18 protein-coding genes and 1 tRNA gene are annotated in these 21988 nt (G+C 60.4%); 6 read left to right on the top strand and 13 right to left on the bottom strand.

Annotated elements, in window-relative coordinates; all coding sequences use genetic code 11:
* Window positions 1–29: 29 nt before the first annotated feature.
* Window positions 30–926, top strand: a complete 897-nt coding sequence (locus KMZ29_RS01330; RefSeq protein ID WP_215622142.1) for an SDR family oxidoreductase — start codon at window positions 30–32, stop codon at window positions 924–926.
* Window positions 927–989: 63 nt separating this feature from the next.
* Here the strand turns inward: KMZ29_RS01330 and KMZ29_RS01325 are convergent, their stop codons facing one another.
* Window positions 990–1325, bottom strand: coding sequence for a GIY-YIG nuclease family protein (locus KMZ29_RS01325; RefSeq protein ID WP_215622141.1), 336 nt, complete (start codon window positions 1323–1325; stop codon window positions 990–992).
* 150 nt (window positions 1326–1475) lie between these two features.
* A complete protein-coding gene (locus KMZ29_RS01320; protein ID WP_215622140.1) occupies window positions 1476–2144 on the bottom strand; it encodes a glutathione S-transferase family protein in 669 nt (222 codons plus the stop codon).
* A gap of 162 nt (window positions 2145–2306) precedes the next feature.
* Between KMZ29_RS01320 and KMZ29_RS01315 the strand changes: the two genes are divergently transcribed.
* From KMZ29_RS01315 to panE, 3 genes are all read left to right on the top strand, one after another.
* The gene (locus tag KMZ29_RS01315) at window positions 2307–2933 is read left to right on the top strand and encodes a DUF2239 family protein (protein ID WP_215622139.1); all 627 of its coding nucleotides are present in this window, start codon (window positions 2307–2309) and stop codon (window positions 2931–2933) included.
* A 75-nt stretch (window positions 2934–3008) separates the two neighbouring features.
* Window positions 3009–3617, top strand: coding sequence for a 2-hydroxychromene-2-carboxylate isomerase (locus KMZ29_RS01310; protein WP_215622138.1), 609 nt, complete (start codon window positions 3009–3011; stop codon window positions 3615–3617).
* A 107-nt stretch (window positions 3618–3724) separates the two neighbouring features.
* Window positions 3725–4645: a 2-dehydropantoate 2-reductase gene (panE, locus tag KMZ29_RS01305; protein ID WP_215622137.1), complete on the top strand. Its 921-nt coding sequence runs from the start codon at window positions 3725–3727 to the stop codon at window positions 4643–4645.
* Window positions 4646–4812: 167 nt separating this feature from the next.
* Here the strand turns inward: panE and KMZ29_RS01300 are convergent, their stop codons facing one another.
* From KMZ29_RS01300 to KMZ29_RS01265, 8 genes are all read right to left on the bottom strand, one after another.
* On the bottom strand, window positions 4813–5388 hold the full coding sequence (locus tag KMZ29_RS01300; RefSeq protein ID WP_369810153.1) for a c-type cytochrome: 576 nt from the start codon (window positions 5386–5388) through the stop codon (window positions 4813–4815).
* Between the two features lie 198 nt (window positions 5389–5586).
* Window positions 5587–6849, bottom strand: coding sequence for a PQQ-dependent sugar dehydrogenase (locus KMZ29_RS01295; protein ID WP_215622135.1), 1263 nt, complete (start codon window positions 6847–6849; stop codon window positions 5587–5589).
* Between the two features lie 282 nt (window positions 6850–7131).
* On the bottom strand, window positions 7132–9387 hold the full coding sequence (locus KMZ29_RS01290) for a T6SS phospholipase effector Tle1-like catalytic domain-containing protein (RefSeq protein WP_215622134.1): 2256 nt from the start codon (window positions 9385–9387) through the stop codon (window positions 7132–7134).
* Window positions 9388–9489: 102 nt separating this feature from the next.
* Complete coding sequence (locus KMZ29_RS01285) at window positions 9490–12840, bottom strand: NHL repeat-containing protein (protein WP_215622133.1); 3351 nt, start codon at window positions 12838–12840, stop codon at window positions 9490–9492.
* A 77-nt stretch (window positions 12841–12917) separates the two neighbouring features.
* Complete coding sequence (locus KMZ29_RS01280; protein WP_215622132.1) at window positions 12918–14267, bottom strand: hypothetical protein; 1350 nt, start codon at window positions 14265–14267, stop codon at window positions 12918–12920.
* Between the two features lie 78 nt (window positions 14268–14345).
* Window positions 14346–14804, bottom strand: a complete 459-nt coding sequence (locus KMZ29_RS01275) for a hypothetical protein (RefSeq protein WP_215622131.1) — start codon at window positions 14802–14804, stop codon at window positions 14346–14348.
* 132 nt (window positions 14805–14936) lie between these two features.
* Window positions 14937–15269 carry a toll/interleukin-1 receptor domain-containing protein gene (locus KMZ29_RS01270; protein WP_215622130.1) on the bottom strand — a complete coding sequence of 111 codons (333 nt, stop codon included), beginning with the start codon at window positions 15267–15269 and terminating at the stop codon, window positions 14937–14939.
* 56 nt (window positions 15270–15325) lie between these two features.
* Window positions 15326–16429 carry a dCTP deaminase domain-containing protein gene (locus tag KMZ29_RS01265; RefSeq protein WP_215622129.1) on the bottom strand — a complete coding sequence of 368 codons (1104 nt, stop codon included), beginning with the start codon at window positions 16427–16429 and terminating at the stop codon, window positions 15326–15328.
* Between the two features lie 46 nt (window positions 16430–16475).
* On the opposite strand from KMZ29_RS01265, the gene KMZ29_RS01260 reads away from it, so the two are divergent.
* Window positions 16476–17222, top strand: a complete 747-nt coding sequence (locus tag KMZ29_RS01260) for a hypothetical protein (RefSeq protein WP_215622128.1) — start codon at window positions 16476–16478, stop codon at window positions 17220–17222.
* On the opposite strand, the gene KMZ29_RS01255 is transcribed toward KMZ29_RS01260, so the two are convergent.
* From KMZ29_RS01255 to KMZ29_RS01245, 3 genes are all read right to left on the bottom strand, one after another.
* Window positions 17190–18254 (bottom strand): adenylosuccinate synthetase, encoded by a 1065-nt coding sequence (locus tag KMZ29_RS01255; RefSeq protein ID WP_215622127.1) that lies wholly within the window; start codon window positions 18252–18254, stop codon window positions 17190–17192. The genes KMZ29_RS01260 and KMZ29_RS01255 overlap by 33 nt on opposite strands.
* Window positions 18239–20188 (bottom strand): ribonuclease H-like domain-containing protein, encoded by a 1950-nt coding sequence (locus KMZ29_RS01250; RefSeq protein ID WP_215622126.1) that lies wholly within the window; start codon window positions 20186–20188, stop codon window positions 18239–18241. Before KMZ29_RS01250 ends, KMZ29_RS01255 begins: the two co-directional genes overlap by 16 nt.
* Window positions 20189–20734: 546 nt before the next feature.
* Window positions 20735–20809 (bottom strand) — tRNA-Gly (locus KMZ29_RS01245).
* Window positions 20810–21061: 252 nt separating this feature from the next.
* Here KMZ29_RS01245 and trxA point away from each other — a divergent pair.
* Window positions 21062–21985, top strand: coding sequence for a thioredoxin (gene trxA / locus KMZ29_RS01240; RefSeq protein WP_215622125.1), 924 nt, complete (start codon window positions 21062–21064; stop codon window positions 21983–21985).
* Window positions 21986–21988 lie beyond the last annotated feature (3 nt).

Here is a 21988-nt window from a genome sequence, read left to right as displayed (position 1 = left end):
AGCGGCGGGAGTAGCCGCAGGGAGGCAACATGACTTCGCTCAAGGGCAAGACGCTGTTCATATCCGGCGCCAGCCGCGGCATCGGGCTGGCGATCGCGCTGCGCGCCGCGCGCGACGGCGCCAATATCGCGATCGCCGCCAAGACAGCGGAGCCGCATCCGAGACTCAAGGGCACGATCTACACCGCCGCCGACGAAGTTCGCGCCGCCGGCGGCAAGGCGCTGCCGGTCCTCTGCGATATCCGCGAGGAAGCCCAGGTGATGGCGGCGATCGACAAGACCGTCGCTGAATTCGGCGGCATCGATATCTGCGTCAACAATGCCAGCGCCATCAGCCTGACCAATTCCCAAGCAACCGACATGAAGCGGTTCGACCTGATGATGGGCATCAACACCCGCGGCACCTTCATGGTGTCGAAATACTGCATCCCGCATCTGAAGAAGGCCGCAAACCCGCACATCCTGATGCTGTCGCCGCCGCTCGACATGCAGGCGAAATGGTTCGAGCACTCCACGGCCTACACCATGGCAAAGTTCGGCATGAGCATGTGCGTGCTCGGCCTGTCTGCCGAGCTGAAATCCGCAGGTGTCGCCGTCAACGCACTGTGGCCGCGCACCACCATCGCCACCGCCGCGGTTGGAAATCTCCTGGGCGGAGACGCCATGATGCGCGCCAGCCGGACGCCTGAGATCATGGGCGATGCCGCCTATGCCATTTTCACCAGACCGTCGCGTGAGTTCACCGGGCAGTTCTGCATCGACGACAAGGTACTCTATGAAAGCGGTGTGCGCGACTTCGAGCGTTACCGGGTCGATCCGAAGGTCACGCTGATGTCGGACTTCTTCGTGCCCGACGACGACGTCCCGCCGCCCGGCGTCACCGTCAGGGCGCTGCCTTCCGTTGGCGAGGCCCAGAAGGCTCGCTAGAACCACGCTGCCGATCCGGGCACTTGTTCAGCGACGTGATCGTAGCGACGCAGGAGTGAGGGTCTAGACGACCGATCCGTTCAGCACCGACCGCCAATGCGCCGCGCGTTCTTTCAAGAGCGTGTCTCTGACGTAAGCGAGTTCCTCGTCCTTCAGCCGCTCGATCGCCTCGAAGGTGAAATCGTTGCCGCCATGCGCGGTCCATGCATTCTGGAGTTCGCGGTTGGAGTTGCTACCCATTCGGAGCGAGAACCAGATCCGGTTCTGGATGGTGTCGAGATTTGGCGTCTGGCCAACCCAGACCTGACCCGAGGTGCTGCAGCGAATGACGTAGATCCCGGCGACGGTTTTGCGTTCCTTGTAGGCGGCGATGGCCGCTTTCTTGTCTTCGCTATTCATCGCGGCCCTCGGGCAGTCCTGCTCACTACTATGATAACGATAGCAGGCCTCCAAGCAACCGTCAATTTAATCCGGGTAATAATAATTCATTAGTCAGGGCAGTGGTTTGGTGGGTGTCAGATTCGTTTTCGCGTTGAAGCCGGAGGCAAATCATCCCCGTCCGATCGTATACGGCCCGCCTTTTTCCAGCGCGCGCTTGTAAGCCGGCCGGGCGTGAATGCGTTCGAGAAAAGCCATCGACCGGGGGTGGCCCTGCTCGAGCCCGCCGCGCGCAGCGGCGGCTTCCAAGGGGAAGCTCATCTGGATGTCGGCGGCCGTGAACTCCCGGCCGGCGAACCATTCGCTTTTGCCAAGTTCGCCTTCCCAGTACGCCATGTGCTGCTTGAGCTGCGGGTTGACCAGCGTGGTCAGCGCCTGATTGCAGACCTTGCGAACGAGCGGGCGCAGCAACGCCGGCGCGCGCTTCGGCATCAGCGTGAACAGCAGCTTCAACAGCAGCGGCGACATTGCCGAGCCCTCGGCGTAGTGCAGCCAGTAGGTGTAGCGCAGCCGCTCCGGCGTCTTCGGCGGCGGGATCAGGCGTCCCTCGCCATAGGTGTCGACGATGTATTCGGCGATCGCGCCTGACTCGGCGATGGTGTTGCCGCTGTCGGTAATGACAGGCGATTTGCCGAGCGGGTGAATCGCGCGCAGTTCCGCCGGCGCCCGCATGTCCGGCTGTCGCTGATAGCGGACGATCTCGTAGGGAACGCCAAGTTCTTCCAGCAACCACAGCACGCGCTGGGAGCGAGAGTTGTTGAGATGATGGACGGTGAGCATGGCGTTTCTCCCGGGAGCGCGGCGGATCGGCAGCGGTGGTGCGTGGTCGTGCCAGCCGCACACCGGAAAGTCGAGATGCCGCAAACGGACTATATTACCCGGATGTTATTGACGATGCCAATTCACCCGGATAATAACAGGCTTGGAATTGAGGAGCTTGTCATGAATCCGGGACCCGACCCCGCCTACATCGCCTTCGATGGCGACCGCTGTATTGCATCCGGCGATCTGCGCGAGGTTGCCCGCGCAGCCAAGGAGGCGCTCGACCGACGCAAGGATGCATCGGTGCTGGTGTTCGACGGCAGCAGCGGCGGCCCGATCGACCTCGATTTTCGCGGCTCGGTCGAGGATGTGCTGGCGCGATTGCCCAAAGCGGCTGACGCGCCTGCCCGGGAAGATGATGCCGCGCCGCCCGCACCACGCGGCCCCGGCCGTCCCAAACTCGGTGTGGTCGCGCGCGAAGTCACGCTGCTGCCGCGGCACTGGGAATGGCTGGCGCAGCAGAATGGCGGCGCGTCGGTAGCGCTGCGCAGACTGGTCGACGAGGCCAGGCGCGCCAACCGGGACAAGGACCGCATCAGGCACGCGCGGGAAGCGGCTTACCGCTTCATCGCCGCAATGGCGGAAAACAAGCCGCATTACGAGGAAGTGGCGCGCGCGCTGTTTGCAGGCGACGCCGAACGATTTCAGGCATGGACCGCCTCCTGGCCCGCCGACGTGCGCGATCACGCGCGCCGGCTCGCCGCAGCGGCGTTCGAGCGCGAAGCGCAGGAGGGCGCCGCCGGTTGATCCCGCACATGCGACCCGCTACGCTGTTGAAATGACAGGGATCATATAAGAACCGTCGTGTCAGGGAGACTGCCGTTGAGTCCGACCGCCCCGCAATTCCTGTTCGATTTCGGCAGCCCCAACGCTTTCCTCAGCCATGAGGCGATTCCGGCGATCGAAAAGCGGACCGGCGTGAAATTCGAATATGTGCCGATCCTGCTCGGCGGCATCTTCAAGGCCACCAACAACAGATCCCCCGCCGAAACGCTTGCCGGCGTCAAGAACAAGCCCGAGTTCAACGCGCTGGAGACCGAACGCTTCCTGAAGCGCTTCCAGGTCAGGCCCTACGTCTGGAACCCGTTCTTTCCGGTCAACACCCTCAATCTGATGCGTGCTGCCGTCGCTGCGCAGCTGGAGGGCGTGTTCGAGAAATATGTCGAAGCGGCGTTTCATCACATGTGGGTCGAACCCAAAAAGATGGACGACCCCGAAGTGGCGATCGAGGCGCTCACGGCGTCCGGCCTCGATGCGGCAAAGCTGTTCGCACGCGCGCAGGAGCCGGACGTCAAGGCGAAGCTGATCGAGAACACGCAAGAAGCAGTCGAGCGCGGCGCATTCGGCTCGCCGACCTTCTTCGTCGGCAAGGAGATGTTCTTCGGCAAGGAGCAGTTGCGCGAGGTCGAGGAACTGATTGCGGGGAAGTAATCTAGCGAATGGGGAGTGGCGAATAGCGAATAGGGAAAGTCCATTCGCCATTCGCTATTCGCTATTCGCTATTCGCCGTCCAACAATAACAAGAAGGAAGCCAAGCAATGCGCATTCTCGTGGTCGGCGCCGGCGCCATCGGCGGATATTTCGGCGGCAGGATGCTCGAGGCCGGCCGCGACGTCACGTTCCTGGTCCGCCCCAAGCGCGCCGCCGAACTGGCCTCCGCCGGCCTCGTGATCAAGAGTCCGAACGGCGACGTGACGCTGAAGAATCCACCCACCGTGCAGGCGGGCAAATTCGACGAAAAATTCGACGTCGTATTGCTGAGCTGCAAGGCGTTCGATCTCGACGACGCCATCACGTCGTTTGCGCCGGCGGTCGGGCCGCAGACCGCGATCATCCCGCTACTCAACGGCATGCTGCATCTCGACGTGCTCGACGCCAGATTCGGACGCGAGCGCGTGCTGGGCGGGCTCTGCGCGATCGCCGCCACCCTCAATGAGGCGCGCGAGGTGGTTCAGCTCAATCCGATGCAATCGCTCAATTTCGGCGAACGCGACGGCAAGTTGTCGGACCGGGTCCGCGCCATCGCCGAGGTGATGGCGAGCGGCCGGTTCGGTTCGGTGGCCAGCGAAAACATCGTGCAGGAAATGTGGGAGAAATGGGTATTCCTCGCCTCGCTGGCGGCCTCGACCTGCCTGATGCGCAGCTCGGTCGGCAACATCCTCGCGGCGCCCGGCGGCAAGGATTTCATCCTCGGCGTGCTCGATGAATGCAGCGAGGTTGCTGAAGCCGAGGGCCATGCGCCGAGCGGGCCGTTCTTCCAGCGCACGCGCGGCTTGCTGACCGCCGAAGGCTCGCAGATCACCGCGTCGATGTTTCGCGACATCAAGGCGGGCGCGCCCGTCGAGGCTGATCACGTGATCGGCGATCTGATTGCGCGCGGCGATGCCGCCAAGGTGCCGGTGCCAAGGCTGCGCATCGCCTACACGCATCTCAAGGCGTATGAGAAGCAACGGGGGTGAGGCGCTCTCTCGTCGTCCCGGCGAACGCCGGGACCCATAACTCCGCGGCGGTAGTTTGTGGCCGAAAACGTCCGACATGGCGCCCTAACGACAGATCACGCGGTATGGATCCCGGATCGCGTTCGCTGCGCTCACTTGTCCGGGACGACGAATACAAAAATGCGCGGCTACAAATGCGCAAGATAATGGGCCAATGCCTCGATTTCCTCTTCGCTGAGGGAATAGGCGACGTCCGCCATCGCCGCCATGCCGCCGCCGGATCGCACCCCCGACTTGTAGTCGTGCAACGCCTTCAAGAGGTATTCCTGGCGTTGGCCGGCGACGCGGGCGACCGCCTTGGTCCCGGCATAGCTGTCGGTATGGCACGCGGCGCAGCGCCGCCCCGCGGCGGCCTGCGCGCCCTTGCGGGATAGACTCGGATTGTCGTCTACTTTCCCCTTGGGCGGGGTGAGCGAGGCGAAGTAGGCGCCGAGATTGCGGATATCCTCATTGTTGAGCTGTTCGATGATCGGCTGCATCTGCTGGTTCTTGCGTGTACCGGCCCGAAAGAAAACCAGTTGCCACTGAATGAACAGATCGGGCTGGCCCGCGAGCGAGGGAACATTCTCGGTCTGCGAAATGCCGCCTTCACCGTGACAGGCGATGCACAGTTCGGCCTTTTGCTTGCCGGCGGCGATGTCGGCGGCTTGGGCCGGACCGGCACCAACAATGGCCGCAACCAGCAAGATCCCGACTAAGGCAATCCGCACCACGCTTCTCCCGGTCGTCATTGCCGGGCTTGACCCGGCAATCCATCCTGCTCGCAAGATGTTTGTTCTTCTTGATGGATGCCCGGATCAAGTCCGGGCATGACGAACGTGTTCCATCGCTCTTGCCGAAATCAAACGAGAGAAGCTGCGGCCACCCGTTCCCGAGCGACCGCAGCCTCTGTTTGTTCGGCCCTACTTCTTGCTGTAGCTAATGCGATAGATCGCGCCGGCCCAATCGTCGGCGATGAACATCGAGCCATCCTTGGCGAGCACGATATCGGCCGGCCGGCCGAGATAGCCCTGGTCGCCTTCGAGCCAGCCCGACGCAAAGATCTCCTGCTTGGCGTTCTTGCCGTCGGCCCCGACGATCACGCGCTTGATCCGGGCACCCTGATATTTATGCCGGTTCCAGGAGCCGTGCTCGGCGATGAAGATATTGTTCTTGTACTCGGCGGGGAACTGGTCGCCGGTATAGAACTTCATGCCGAGCGGAGCCACATGCGCGCCGAGTTTGAGTACCGGCGGGGTGAATTCCGAACATTTGTGGCCCATCGCGAACTTCGGATCGGGCAGGTCACCCTGGTGGCAATAGGGATAGCCGAAATGCTCGCCCATCTTCGAGATCATGTTGAGCTTGTCGCTCGGCATGTCATCGCTCATCCAGTCGCGGGCGTTCTCGGTGAACCAGTATTTGCCGCTGCGCGGATCGACGTCGCCGCCGACGCTGTTGCGGACGCCGAGCGCCACCAGTTCGGCGTTGCCGGTCTTGGGATCGACGCGGCGGATCTGCGAGACGCTGGTCGGCGGGAGCCCGATGTTGAAGGGAGGCCCGAACGGCAGATAGAACCAGCCGTCCTTGTCCACGGCGATATATTTCCAGCCGTGCGCCATATAGGGCGGCATGTCGTCATAGACCACCTTGCCGGCGCCGAGCTTGTCGAGATTGGCTTCGGCATTCTCGTACTTGATCAGCTTGTCGACATCGATGACGTAGAGCGCGCCGTCGCGAAACGCCAGGCCGGTCGGCATCCGCAGTCCCTTGATGACCGTCTTGACCGTCTTCTTGCCGCCGCTTTCGGTGATTGCGTAAACGTTGCCGAGGCCGAAGGAGCCGACGAACAGCGTGCCCTTGTCGCCCCAGGCCATCTGCCGCGCGGCCAGCACGCCGGATGCGTAGACTTCGATCTTGAAGCCCGCCGGCAGCTTGATCTTCTTCATCATCGCCGCGAGTTCGGCTTCCGATGCGCCGGTCGGCGGGCCCGAGGGCGGCGCGAGGCCCCTCTGGGCTTCGTTTTCATCACCGAGGAACCAGTCATCCGGCGGGTGGGTCCAGAATTCCTTGGTGCCGGATTCGTATTTCTTCAGCGGCTTTTGCTGCGCGGTAGCCTGACTGGCCCCCGCGACAACCAGGATTGCTGCGAGCGCAAAGATAGATCGATTGAAAGCCGATTTCATCGCGTCACTCCCTATGCAGCCGGTATGGCCGCGTATGTTATTTATTTTGAGCGTCCGAGAGGCGAACTTTGGTCTGGTGAGATGGATCAGACGCGGAAAATGTTAGCACATCCTCCGCGGGTGAGAAGCGCGCGTTGCGCTATTCAGTCAGACGAAAACAAATTGAGGTGAAATTCTGTTGTGCAGGCCGGACGGAGGAAGCCGGCGCCGGGTCGCGCTGCATTGCGGCATATCCCATCGCACCGCAAGGCATGCTCATGGGTGGCGTTCAGTGGGCAGGCATCATCTCCGGGTGATTGTCAATTTTGCGGCGCCCTCATTGTTGCGATAGAAAAAATCGCAAAGCCCGGGGATGCCGATCACCGCGTCATTGACGAAGACGAACAATTCGCCCTTGCGGGTCGGTCTGATGACCTCTTCGATTGTCCCGTCCTCGGGATCAGGATCGAGAAACACTTCCTCGCCGCCGGTCGCGCCATAGCGGAGGACCAGCCTGAACCACGGCCGCGTCAGTTCACGGCGGAGCGGACCGCCGAGCATGAGCGCCACGCGTTGATGCCAGGCTGGCGCATCCGTGGTGTAGAATCCACCGAGCTCCGACGGAATGCCGCCGTCGCGCCAGGGCGAGGTCGCCTTGATTTCCACGTGATACTTCGCGCCGTTGCCCTCGACGAAAACCCCGGTCCTGTTGCAGAGGTTCGAGGTTACGAACTCGACTTCGCGCTTTTCGCCTCGCGCAAGGCCCTTGGCGGCGCCGTCCTCGACGCAGGTCCAGCCCGCAACGTCCTGAACATTGTAGAGCAGGTGACTGGCGAAAGTGACTCCGAGGTATACGAACAGCGCCGCGAAGAAGGCCGGCGCCCATCTGCGCTTCAATCCCTCGTGCAGCGCAATGTAATATGGACTGCTGCGGAGGCGGTAAATCCAGTTATCCGGCAGGCCTGGTGGCGCAACGGGAATTCCCCGCCAGATCGCGCCCATGCGGTCGGATATCCGCGATGCGATTCTGGCTCCCAACCATGTCAGGCCGGCGACCAGAAGCAGCAGCGCGACGAACTGGCCGGGGCTGCGCGCAAAGCCGTTGATCCAGGTCTCGGCGAAGCCGGGCAGGAAGTTGCCGACGATGCGGATGATATCGGATACCCAGCGTATCGGACTGGAATATTCGTCGGATCGCGGCGCGCTGCGGAGCAGCGGAAAGGCAAACAACCACAGCGTGGCCGCCACCGTCGCGAAATACACGATCCGGCGTTTCCAGATTTCATTCCAGATATGTTCCTGAGCGTCAGCGCGCAGCCTGGCGTCGTTGTCGGTCTCGAAGCCGTACTGAACGGGCGTGACGATGGCGCCATTTTCCTTGACGACGTCGTAGACGGGCGGCAAGCCGACCGGGGCATAGGCGTGCGTATGATTGCTTATCCGCCGGAACACGGCTTCGTGGATCTTCGGCCGCTCGATCACGACTTGGTCGTCTGCATTCTTCGAGTATTTGTAGTTGCAGAGCTGGACCAGCTTGCGTGGCCCGTAGCGGTAGTAGCCGCCCAATCCCTGGCGAGGATCGTAAAGGCGGCCGTCCTTGTCGCGCTTCGAGACCGCGTTCTTGAACGTATCGGGGTCCGCCGGCACAGCGGGCGGCGGAACGGCATCCGACTTGAACTTCAGACCGCAACGTTGCGCCTCGGTGATCATCCAAACGAAGGGAATGTAGGCCAGCGTATCGTCCGGATAGCCGCCGCCGACGTTGGAATGCACGCCGGCGAACCAGACCTGGCTGATCTGCTCGTCCTTGATGAAGCGTTCCTTGTCCGGATCGAATTCGCCGGGAGGCTCGACCCGCTCGTCCCATAGTTCCGGATGAAACGTGGTTCGTTCTTCGTCGAGTGCGAGCGCCTGACAGGCGCGCATCACGCGGTCGCGGTCGAGCGCATGGTTGGGAAGCTCAAGCGGCCAGATGTACCTGGAGATGCCGCGCGTCATCTCGTCCAGCGGCATTCCGTAAGCGGCAACGGTGTCCCAGACGCCGACGAAGCTGACCCTTGAGACCGGACGATTGTCGGCCTTGTCGTAATCCTTCGGCAGAAACAGATCGCGGATCCAGCGGAAGAGATCCTCGATGTGCCAGACCGTATGGTACCGCTCGCGCCGGTATTGGCGGTAGGCGGCGTGGGCCTTCTTGTCGAGTTCCGCTTCATCCTGGGCCGTCACCAGTCCCTGATTGAGAATGAGGCCGATGACGACGCGGATCGTGAAGGCACCGCGGCTGAAGCCGAATCCAAAGAGGCGGTCGTCTTCGTCGCGATAGTTGCGGCAGGCGAATTTATAGATGTCGATGACATTGCGCTTGAGGCCGAAGCCGAACGCGCCGCCGAGAACCGCCAACGGCTTGAACGACGAGGTGCCGACGCCGTCGTCGTAGAACGCGACCTGGTCGTTGTCCGACAGATCGAGCGCCTCGAAGGTGCGCCAGACATTGGTGCGCCAGACCTTCGCCGCGGAATTGCCGGTGCCGTCGGACAGCAAGACGATGTTCCGGCTCATGGCATCACCCCGCCGCGGCATGAAACGACTTTGCAACCTCGGGTATCATAGCATCGCATGCCTGTTCCGGATAGGAAAGGCCGCCAGCCACCGTCGCGGGCGTTATCTCTCCAACCTGCGGATCATAGGGGGAGAAATCGGACGCCGATCGAACCTGCGGATCGAGGGAGTGAAGATTGGACGCCGAATGATATTCACGCAGGTGTTCCCCCGCAGGATCTGATTGGGCCCGCAGCTGGGCCGTCGCTGGGGTATGTCCACACAGGTGTTTCCACGCAGGACCTGACCGGGCCCGCACGTCGGTCGTCGCTGCGGTTTGTCCACGCAGGCGCTTCCACGCAGGACCTGATCGGGCCCGCATGTCGGTCGCTGCGACCTCGGCCCGCCCGCCGGCTGATCCGCCACGCACAACCCGCTTCTGGGATCCTTGTGCATGTTGGGACCGCAACCCGCAATGCTCGGAACGGGAACGACCGGCAGGCCGCCCGGTCCCGGCGCGCAGGTTTTTCCGTCCGGGCTGACGAAACGATTCAGGCAGCAGGAGCCGTCGGGAATCTGGGTATAGCCCGGAGAACATTTCTGAAGCGATTTGACGGTCGTCGTACACAGACCGGTTTTGGGATTGGGAGGATTGCCCGCAGAACAACAGGTGCCGAACACGGTCATCAGGTTGGGGGCGCAGCAGGAGTTGCCGTCAGCGGTCGGAATCAAGCCGCTGGCGCAACAGAATTTCAGGGGGAAGCAACCAGGACCCGTGCAGCCCCCGCCAGGTATCTTTGGGATTTCTCCTCCACCATCCTTCGGCTTGTCTCCGTTCGGCCACCAGGGCGGTATCCAGCCCGTATAGGTCGGCTGGCATTGATCCTTGTTCGGGCCGCTGGGCGTCTGCCCCGCCGGGCAGCAGACGCCATTGGTGGTGAGCTGGCCTTCCAGACAGCAAGTGTTGCCGGCCGGCTTGTAGCCGCTGGCGCAGCAATTGGGATCGGTCGAACCCGGCGAGCAGCCAGGCTGCATCGGCGTTCCGCCCATGCACTGGCCGTTCTTGAGCACGCCGCTGAGACAACACGCCTTGGCACCGCTGGCGTCGGTGTAGACCTTGCTCGCATCGCAACAGAAATTATTCGGGCCAACCGGCGTCTGGCCGGGCCCGCAATTCCAGCACGCTCCGCCCGGCTTCAGATCGTCGGGCGAACAGCACTTGCCATTGACCAAGGTGTTTGGAGGCACCGCGCAAGCGGTCTGCTTGCAAATTCCGGTGACCGGATCCGGCATCGTGCCGGGCGGGCAGCAGCCGCCGATGACGTTGTTCGGGACCTGTCCGGCGGGGCAACAGATGTTGTCGATCTTGCTGAGCTGACCGGGCGGGCAAGAGAAGGTCGGCGGTCCGCATTTGCCGGACTTGGGATCGGGCTTCGAGCCCGGCGGGCAGCATTGACCGGTGACGCTGACGACCGCGCCGGGCGGACAACATTGGGCGGCCGGCCAGGCGGTGCCGCCTCCCGGACAGAGCGCGTGGCACTGGTTGTCGATCGGGCTGACCTGCTCGCCTTGTCCGCACGACAATTGTTTTGCGGTCGGCGCGCAAACCAGTCCGACTTTGGGTTCGTTCTGTTTCGACCATCCCGCCGGGCAGACCGATGCCATGAACAGCGGCGAGGCATGCACGCAACCCAGCATTCCCAGGGCGGGATCGGGACTGGTGCCATCGACGCATTTCGAATTGCCCGGATTGTTCGGATCGAACTTCGTGTTGTCGAAGCCATATCCGCAGAGTTCCTGGCTGCCCGGATCCATGGCGCCGTTCGGGCACCACGGCTTGCACTGGCCGCTCGGATCAGGCGAGGAGCCTGTCGGGCAGCACTGCAAGCCGGGCTGCATCTGGCCGGGCGGACAGGATTTCGACGGCGGCGGGAACCAGAGTGAGCCGCCGCCCGGCGGCTGGGCAGGAAGCATCCAGCCCGGGGGCATCCAGCCGCCGCGCAGCAGGGGTCCACAAACGCGCCAGATCGCGATGTCGCCCATGTGGCCGCGCGCCGCGTCATCGTCGACCCGATCGTCGTAGTCGATGAAATAGGTCTTGAGCGGCGGCACATTCTGCGGCCTCACGAGCTCGGTGAGATTGCCTTGCAGGCCGTCGACATTTTCCGGCCCCGATTGCCGCAGCCGTGCGGCGAGCCCGGGGTCGGCCGATTTGCGTAACCGCTCGCCGGTGGACCACAGGAAGCCGCCGCATGAGGCACGGTCGAGCACACCGGCTTCGTCGTAATTGAAACCGACGGCAACGCCGCCATTGCCGTTGCGGTATTGTGACTGAACCCCGATGGCGTATTCGTCGGGAACCTGCTGCCAAATCCGGGGCGCGCCCGGATAGGAGCCGATGATCGCGTAGCGCAAGATGCGGCCGATTCCTTCGGGCGTCAGCGCTTCGAAGTCATAGGCGCCAGCCGGAGCGGGTCGCTCGGCGAGGTACATGCGACCCTGATCGTCGAAGGTGATTTTCGAGATCTCGGTCGGACCTGCGGCCGGCGGGGCGCTGATCTCCCGCGTGGCATCGCTGGCGAACGATCCGTCGGGCGAAATTCCGACCGACCAGATCTGCAGGTCGGCGGCCACCGCGTAATAGAGACGTCCGCGCGAAACGCCGAGACCGAAAATCAGCCGCTCCGGCGGCGCATAGGACCAGGTCGCGGGCTGCTCGCTGTCGAACTTCGGATTCGTGATGGCTAATCGCTTCCTGGGATCGAACGGCACCGGCGCAAGGCCCTGCGCCGTGCGGCCCTGCACGCCGTGATCATAACGGCCACGCTCGGCGCCGGTCATGGCGAAGCGGTGGATCATGCCGGTGTCGCGATCGGCGGCAAACAGCGAGTTGGAATCCGGATCGAATGCAAGGCCGCCAAGTGCAGGACCGGAATTCGAAGCGCCATCGAGCGTGACATTGGCAAACAGGCTGACGCTACCGGTCACGCCGTCGATCTTCCAGATCGATCCCGGGCCGCCGTTCGGCGCAGCGCCACCCCACAGGCCGGGCATGAAGCTGGCGTTCGGCGCGCCAGTCTTGACGTGAAGCGGCTGGCCGCCGGCGGCTGGCGCCACGATCGGCAGGCCGTAGGCGGAGGTGGCGGCGACATAGATATTTGGCGGCGTGCTGTTGTCGAGCACAATGCCGAAAACCTGGCCGACCTGCGCAGCCGTGACGGTGAAGGGTTTCGGGGCGGGAACCAATTGGGCATTCGGTGGCCCGGCCATGTTCTGCAGGTCGACGATTCGAACCGAAGCCCCGTCGAGGTCGATGAAGGTTGTTTCGCGCGGATCGACGCCTGGTGGAATCTGTGCGGGCGGAATAGCGCCGGAGAAACCGGTGACGGCAGCGTTGCCAGGCGTGAGGATACCCGTCGGAACATTCTGCGCGATGGCGCTTCCGACGTCGCCAAAGCTACTCAAGAACGCCACGACCGCTGCAAAAAGACTGATCGCCACAGTCTGCCCTTGTTTTGAAGCCGGTTGGTGGCGTGTCGATGGCATGGCAACTACCTCGACTTCTGCGGCGCAAAGGTCTTGACCCCGGGCTTGGGCGTGAACGCGATGATGCAGCTGCCGCTCTTGGGATCGGGCGTCCATCCACTGGGACAGCAGACGCCGCACGACGACACTTGCGAGGGCGAACAGCAGGTCCCGTCCGCCAGCAGGGTCTTGCTCACATCGGTGCAAGCAGGCGCGCATTTGTTGCCCGCCGTGCCCTGACCGTCGGGACAACTGCAACTGAAGTTGCCGAGGATTTTATTGATATGCTGACCCTCGACGGAGCAGGTGCAGGCGCCATATTTCAGCACAAGGGGGCCGGGGCAGGCCTGGCAAGAGCCGTCGAGCAGGCCTTTGCCTTCGGGACACTGGCAGATGCCCTTGGCGACCTGCACCTCGCCCGGGTTGGGACAATTGCAGGTCCAGGCGCCATTGCTGTGCTGCTGCCACGCCATGGTGGCCGGGCAACTGCAGAACTCATTGGAGGAAACCGAGATCTTGACGCCGTTGCCGAGGTCTCTGACGTCGCCGCCCAGCGCCGCGCCGCCGACACAGTCCACTTGCACGGGCGGCGGCGGATCGCCCTCGCAGCCGCAGACGCTCTTCAAGCCGATCCAGTTGCAGACCTGACCAGGTCCATCGCACCAGATGTCCTTGAGCAGACCGCCCACGGTGTTCCAGACCCAACTGCCGAGATCCTGCAACGCGTCCCAGCCGCTCTCGAACAGCGACTGGGCGCACTTGAGCGGGTTGCCGACGCATTGCAACGCAAACTTCCCGCAATCGCCGGTTTCGGAGGCGGCTTTCGCCAGATCGTTCCCGGTCTTGATGGCGGCGTCGGCGACGATGCAGGCGCAGGGCAGCATGCTGATGGCCTGGCCAATCACCGGAATGTTTGCCAGCAGGTCGTAAGCCTGCTCCGCAGCCGCATTTGCAGCCGCTTCCGAGCCGGCCGACGAGATGTTGTTGGCGAGCTGCTCGATCTTGGCCTTGGCGGAATCGGGCAGCGCATTGACGATCAGGGACAGCGGACTGTTGCCTCCGATGGAGCCAGCGAGCGCGGAGACGAGAGCCGCCGCGATTTTTGTCTTGATGAAATCCTTGCAGTCACCGCCCTTGAATGCGCCTGCGGCTTCGAGCGCTGTGACGATGCCGACAACTGCAGCAAACAGCTCGGCCGTGGCGGGATTGACCCATTGCGCACAACCGTTGGCAACGAACTCGGGGCCCAGTTTCGCCTGATCGATACCGGCCTTGGCCGCATCCGCGACGGCGTTGAAACAGGCGTCGATACTGGCGTCCGCGCGCGCCGGCGTTGCGGGAGCGAATCCCAGACAGAGTGCTACAAACGCAGCCATCACGTAGCGGGCAAATCGAGCACGCTCGAAAACTGCCGCGCCCATCCTCAAAGTCAGCGGTGCACCCATACAGCCGCCTCACTTTTCTTTCGCTGGCGTGCCGGGCGGTCGGCACAGGCAATGCAGCCCGACCAATTGCCATTCGCATCCCATGTCGGCTGCGAAATTGGGCCGCCGCTCGGTGATGTCCTGGTAATCGGTGCGGCTGCAGTACCATCGCCGGCACGCATCGCGCTTGATGATGCCGGACTTGCCGCTCATCTGCTTGCAGGGTTCCCCGGTCTTGAAGACGTGTCCCTGCGACTGCAGCGTCGCGATGTTCGGCTGGACCGGAATCGGCGCTTGAGGGGATTGCGCGTAGCCGTGTTCAATCAACGAAATGAAGAGAGCGACCGAGATAGCGAGCCGCATGCGGGATGAGATCGGAGGAGAGGCAGGCATGCCTGCGTGAGCGTTTGTTCTCATCGGCCCAATCCAAGGCAATGCCTTTGGATAATGATGAACTCCTGCATCGCGAGTTTCGTTGATGCAGATCAAAATTCGGCTTCGCCGCGGCTGGAGAGGCCGGGATCGCTGAAATCGACATGCGGCCCGGTTCAACGACGAGGAATTGAGAAAAAACTTCGTTAGATCGTTTTTATTCGCAGCGGCTGTTGCGGATGATTGCCTTCATCGCAGGGGCGCTGCGTATGCGGCGAGGCGCAGGGGAATGATAAAGCCGTCTTCCCTTATGCGCTTAGCGGTCTCAACCGCGATGGTGATCTCATTCCTGACACCCTGCTTCTGGACGCCGCCCGGCGTTGCAACGAGCAGGAACCGCTTGGCTTTATTACGAATGGCATCTTCAAGGATACGCTCCCAATCATCCCCGCCTTTGAGACGCAGAACATCAGCGAACACCTGATAGCCCGACGCCGTCAGCCGGCCGCCCAGCCACAACGTGAAGGCATTATCCTCCGGCGTGGCGTGACTGATGAAAATGGCGTCCTGGGTTGCCGTCATGAAACGTCCCTCTTGGCGGCAGGCGCAGGAATGAGTGCGACAATAGACAGAGTGGTTCAACGAACCGCAGCTGGGCGCGCCCTTTTGGGAGATGAGCGTCTTGGAGGCTTTGATTTTTTTATGACGTCGAGATCCTGGTTCAGCCGATCAGTTTGCTGCGTGAGTCGGTCGATTTGAGCTTGGGCGGCCGCGGCCCTGTCTGTTAATTTCGTTTCCATCGTCCGGGACAGTTGATCGAGCTGTTGGTTCATTCGATCCATCTGCGACTGTCCAGCGGCTATCTTTTCCGATCCGGCCTTGGTGTCTGCGGCAACCGGCAATAGCATCTGCTGAACAGACGCGGTAAGCGCTGTTGAGTTTTGTATCATTGAGCCGACTTGCAAATATACGGCGTAAAGCGCCACCACCAAGGCGACGAAGCCCGCAAAGCCAATACCGGCAATCGTTTTTGACCACCGCTCGGCAGACTTCGCCGATCTTCTCGCATCTCCAACGGCGTCGGGAATAGAGCTTCGGATCGGATTTCCGCCATTTGCTTTGCGGAGATAATCGTCGGGGGTCATATTCCGTTTGTTGGGGGGAAATCCAACAAACTTCTTTAGATCGGCTGGCTGGTCTTCCGTTCTGGCTGCCCCAAACGTAGTCTTTGTGAATTCAATCCAAATCAAGGCATCATTGGTGTTCAAGTTATACGGCGACGATGTCAGATTATGCAGAGGGATTAGTAGCTTTCCATGGAACCCCGGATCAACCAGAGGGCCCGTGCCGAGCAATAATCCTCGATGGACATGCGTGATGCGAAGGTTGAAGCGAATCGCCATATAGTCCGGCAGCCGGAATGTGGGTTCGACTTGAACAAAAACTATCGAGTTCGCCTCCAACACGAGTTGTTCACCTCGTTTAACGGTGCGCTCAATTCTTTTCCCTTTTTCGTCCCACCATATTGCGGATCCTCCGATGTGAGCCTCGTAAGAGGCCGACTTGAGGGCTTTGGGGAAAAACGGGAAAAGCATTCCCGTTACTCGGGCGTAGTCATCGATTTCCACCGATGATAGGAGTGCCCGAGGAATGGAAGGGAAGGGGTCGTTCTGTTCGTACGTGGTTGCCCGAGCAGCGGCTTCGTCATCGTTGCTCGAATACGTGATTTGATCAGTCTGCATGGCGATCCATCGTAGTCGTCTTGCTCCTGGACTAGGGAAAGCTCGAATGCAGAACCGTTACGTTGGCGATGTGGGGGACTTCGCAAAATACGGACTGCTGCGACTTCTCCTAAGCGAGGGTGTATTTAAGCTGGGCCTTGTTTGGTGCCTGTTTAGTGATGAAGATCACAATTCGGACGGACGTCATATCAGTTATCTACAAAGCAACGAATTCCGAACTTTGGATCCCGCGTTGCATGACAAGCTTGCCAGGATCGTTTTGTCAGGCCGTCGCTCTGTTAACTCCATTAACCGAGCCCGGATATTTCCATCTTCAACCACATATTTTTCTTCGCCGATCTCAGAACCACACTCTCAAGGCCAGTCTTCACATCAAAGGATCGCTTATAGAAACAAATGGCTTTCGAAGGCCCTCGACTCCACTGCTGCTTGCAACCTTGTGTTCTTTGACCCCGACAATGGGATTGAGACTGCATCGGTGCTTCGCCACGCTCCTAAAGCTGGAAAGTACATTTTTTGGAATGAGCTTGCCCCATTTTGGCGGCGCGGGCAGTCGATAATTGTCTACCATCACCTAAATCGGACGGCCTCAGTTCAACGGCAAACGGAGATTCTCCGGGAGAAATTTTCGGCAAATTTTCCCGATGCCGCTATAAGCCTACACTTTCTATTTCGCCGGGGTTCGTGCCGGCATTTCTGGCTCATTGGACAGAAGGATCATACCTCCGCGCTTGCAGTTGCAACACATCGAGTGAAGATGTCAGGTTGGAGTGGATTTTTCGAGATCGGATAAGTATCCGCTATTTCCTAAATTCTCGCGAGGCACGAGATGTGATGGACTCGTGCCCAAGAAGTCGATCCGACGGCCAATTGCGGTCTCAATATTCCTCAATGCGGATAGTGCGCCTACCGCAAATTTATGATTTCGAACGCCGCTATCGATATAGTCGAAGTGGTTCAGCACAATATGCGTGGGATTGTTAATGGTTATCGCGCGCTTGACGAGATCCGCATCGAACGTACCGACACGCCTGACCTTCCTGGTTGCAGTTGTCAGTTCGCAATAATCCTCCGGCAAGCCGGCAGTTTTAGCGACTTCAGTCCAACTCGTCTCATTTCTCAAAGGTCCTGAATCTCCCGACACGCGGATTGGGAATGTCCGAATCACGAGGGTGATTTGGCCCACATCGCGTGGGCTCAATCCGGCTTCACCAAGAAATGTACCTGCGGTTGTGTCGCGGCTCGTAGCCTTCGGATAGAAGCCGCCGTGGAGGATCGAGAGACCAAAACCTTGCGAGCCCTCAATGACAATCCAGCGATTCTGATTAAGGGCCTCGCGCATGACCGTATCGGTATCTCCGATAAACGGAGCGATGGCTGGATGGTCTTTGGCCAGCACAACATTCTGCTGCCGGCCCATGCGTCGGATCAGAGCCGCGCCGGTTCCGGATCCCGTCGAGCCAATCTGAGAAATCAATCCTGAATGGCGCTCGGCTTGCTTATCCTCCGGCGCAATGATTGTCGCGTAAGGGCTGACGAGGATCCGGTTCGCATCGAGCTTAAGTTCGTCGAGCTCTTTCCGAAGGATTTCAGGGTCAATTATCGCGCCCGCGGGCAATATCGCCATTGTCTGACGAGCGAGAATAGATGCAGGTAACTGTCGTAGCGCCCACGTTCTACCTGCCTCGTCGACTGCGGTGTGGCCGGAATTGGTGCCCCCTACCCGTACTACTATTGCGGCGTTTTGCTTGCGCGCGATCTCGAAGGCGACCTTACCCTTTCCCTCGGACCCAAATTGCCCGCCCACGACTACTGAGATCGGCATTTGCAGAGGTGTCCATGCTTCAAGGTTTCAACATACTCGATCACTAGGCGCTCAAGCTCTTCAATCGAAGAATCATTTTCGATCGTATTCGATGCAAGTCTACTGAGGTCGTCAATGTTGGATTCCACCGGCTGGCGGTCGACGACTTCAAACGGCAAGCCTCCACCTTCAATTTTGTAATATCGCGTTGCACGAGTCTGTGTATTTGCCGCAATATGCAAGTGAACAAATTTTGGACCATACCGCTCAAGAAGATAGGTGTGATCCTCTGGGAATCTCAGCCCATCAATTACAATAAATTCCTGACCATCAACTCGTTCCAGCGCTTTTTCTGACAGCCATCGCTGGCCTCTGGTTTTGTGGATTTCGTTTCCGACTCGTTGTCGTGATGCTCGATTGGGAATCTCTCCTCGAGCAGTGATTTCATCATCAATCACTAGACTATACCGCGTATAGGCGAACCCTCGCTTCTCTAGGAAGCGCGCAGTTGATGTCTTACCCGCGGAGATTCTGCCACTAATGCCAACCACCATTCCGACCGGTCCATCAGATTTGAGGTCCGGAATGATTAAAGCACCCTCAGAGGGGCCACGCAAAGCCTCAAACCGGCCTGACAGGAAGAATGAGCCGACGACCGCGGACGTTATTGCGTCAAGCTCGTCGTGGCTGACATCATTTTCCTCGAACGAGCCATGGATACCAAACTCAGAAAGGCCTTGCTTGAGATACTTCTCGCTGGCTCCTTTTCGAGGGATGCCCATGATATCCTGAGCAGCCCCCGGATAGCTTTCGATAACGGGAATCCCGGCCAAACGTAGTCGGTCCGCGAGAAGCATCCCACGTTGGGTCAAAGCCTGCATGCTCGGCAGCAAGCAAGGATAAACATTTATCCCACGGCGTTTGAGCTCTCGCTCCGATTTTCGCATGATGCCGAATTCAACTCTGCCCGTGTCGTCGTCTCTGACACTCGTTCTCCCAAACGGCAACGAAAGGGGCGAATCGATCGAAACAAGATGGGGACGCGCCAACATCACGCGATCTATCATCTCCTGATCGCTATGAACCAAACTCGTCTCCGCATTACTGCCCTCCAAAAGGCAAAAACCGGACGCTCGCCTTTCAGATCCCGTCAGGTCGATCCCGACGATCTTGGCACGCTCAGCTGCGGTTCCTTTGAATAACTTTTCAAAGCTGTGCAATGGGCGTTCCAAATTACGTCGCTCAGGTGCAATCGCGGCTAGAGGCGCTGACAGCGAGATTGATGCGGTTTCTGCAAACCGCGGATAGCTAAGAAGAAGATCGGGATGGATATCCAGGCGATCGAGAACGCTATCCAGGATTCCGCACATCGCAAGTACGTCGCGCCGATTATAGTCGATCAACGTTTGAAGCGCCTGCACATCTCCCCGAGAATAAGCATGCCAAAGCATCACGGCTGCAGCGCCGTCTATCTTTTCAACACCAGTGCGAGCGGAAATGCCCAGCTCTCGTTCGATGCTTTTTTGGCCGCCCACAAGGCCCACGCGTCGCGAAAGATATCTCAAGTCAATATGAAGCGGGGGAAGAGCGATTTCCCCAAAGGACTTTCTAATAAACTTTAGATCGAAAAGCGTCCCATTGAAGGTTACTAATGTTTGTGCCGACGAGAGCGCGCGGATTAATGGCTGGGGATCATCGCCCCTGAGACAAACTTTGTAAGCGCCGTTACATGCCCATCCGACGAGCGTTAACTCATCGTAGAACCAGCTGAGGCCGGTGGTCTCAACATCCAAGAATATCACACGACTTGGATCAGCAAGTGACGGGGTCAGCTGGCCGTCGAGTAATCGACTTGTGCGACCTTTGATCCCTTTCTTTCGCGGATGCGCTAAGCCGCGAGCCTCTCCTGACAGCTCTGATGAGACTTCATTGAGCGCAAGCACGGACTGTCCCATCTAATTTGTAGCTCATCTTCGCTGGCAAATCCAAGCAACGACGAATCAACAGCAACTAATCATTTTATGAAGGCCTGAGAATCGTAGCACATGGAGAGTCTGATCGACTCTGAAAGGAGCCCACATGCGACCGCAAATCACAGCTTATTTACATTCCGATACAAAGCTTTGGCTCCAGAAATACGCCGAGAAATTTGGACTACCTCGATCGGAGGTGGTCAGGTTGCTCGTAGAGCGGGAAAAGCAAGTCCGATGGCTTGAATGGGCGTTAGCCTGCCCGGATCCGGCCAAAGGATCGCCAGCGCCGCTGAAGAGCAGGGATGACCGGGAACCTCGGCGGCTCAAGAAGCCTCCGAAGCCTTAAATAGCCGATCCCGTCACGTTGATTTCGGCACGGTGATCGCGGGATTTTCGGGAGGCGTGATTGCTTATCCGCTCTGCCGATCAATGCCTACCTAGTGCCACGCGGAAGAACGGATGCGAGAGTTTCCGCTAGCTAGGCCCAAAGCCCTGCGAATGCTCGCAGGGCTAAGCCATTGAAAATCTTGGAGCGGGCGAAGGGATTCGAACCCTCGACCCCGACCTTGGCAAGGTCGTGCTCTACCACTGAGCTACACCCGCATCCGAGAGATTGGCGGCGATCGCTCGCCGGCAACGGGCAGACCTATGCCAAATGCGGCCCCCGAATGCAACAGTCCACGCAATCCCCGGAATCGGCCGGATCACGTCCGATCGACGCCGATTCGCGACATTTCAGCCCGAAAGCCTGGGGTCCGGGTTCCGCCGATTGCAAATCGGCCGTTCAGGGGCCAATTAGGGCGCAGACCGTGCTAGAACACCCCCAATCCGAAAAAGACATCAGACGAGGATCCCGTGACAATAATAGAGCAGGGCAGCGGACCGGCGCCGCAGGCGGCGCCCGATCTGATCAAGGAGACCACCACCCAGACCTTCGTGAAGGACGTCATCGAGGAATCGAAGCGCCAGCCGGTGCTGATCGACTTCTGGGCGCCGTGGTGCGGCCCCTGCCGCCAGCTCACCCCGATCATCGAGAAAGCGGTCCGCGCCGCCAAGGGCAAGGTCAAGCTGGTGAAGATGAACATCGACGAGCATCCGGCGATCCCCGGCCAGATGGGGATTCAGTCGATCCCGGCGGTGATCGCCTTCGTCAACGGCCAGCCCGCCGACGGTTTCATGGGCGCGGTCCCGGAAAGCCAGGTCACGGCCTTCATCGACAAGCTGACCAAGGGCATGCCAGGCGCCGGCGAACCCAATATCGCGGAAATCCTCAAGGAAGCCGAGGCCGTTCTCGCCGAAGGCGATGCGGCGACCGCGGCGCAGATCTATGCCGAGGTGCTGGCGGCGGACGCCACCAATATCGCAGCACTTGCGGGGCTTGCGAAATGCTACGTCACGACCGGAGCGATCGAGCAGGCCAAGCAGACCATCGCCATGGTGCCGGAATCGAAGCGCAACGACGCGGCGGTCAAGGCGGTGCAGGCGTCGATCGATCTCGCCGAGCAGGCCAAGGCGGTCGGCCCGGTGACCGAGCTCGAACAGAAAGTCGCCGCAAACCCGCTCGATCATCAGGCGCGATTCGATCTGGCGACCGCGCTCAATGCCTCGGGCAAGCGTGCCGAGGCCACCGGCCAGCTGCTCGAAATCGTCAAGCGTGACCGCAAATGGAACGAGGACGGCGCGCGCAAGCAGCTGGTTCAGTTCTTCGAGGCGTGGGGCCCCACCGATGAAGCCACGGTCGAAGGGCGGAAGCGGCTGTCGACCGTCCTTTTTTCGTAAAGA

Source organism: Bradyrhizobium sediminis (genome assembly GCF_018736085.1).
Classification (GTDB): Bacteria; Pseudomonadota; Alphaproteobacteria; order Rhizobiales; family Xanthobacteraceae; genus Bradyrhizobium; species Bradyrhizobium sediminis.
The sequence above is the reverse complement of the archived record's forward strand: the minus strand, read 5'-3'. Positions and strand labels throughout refer to the sequence as shown.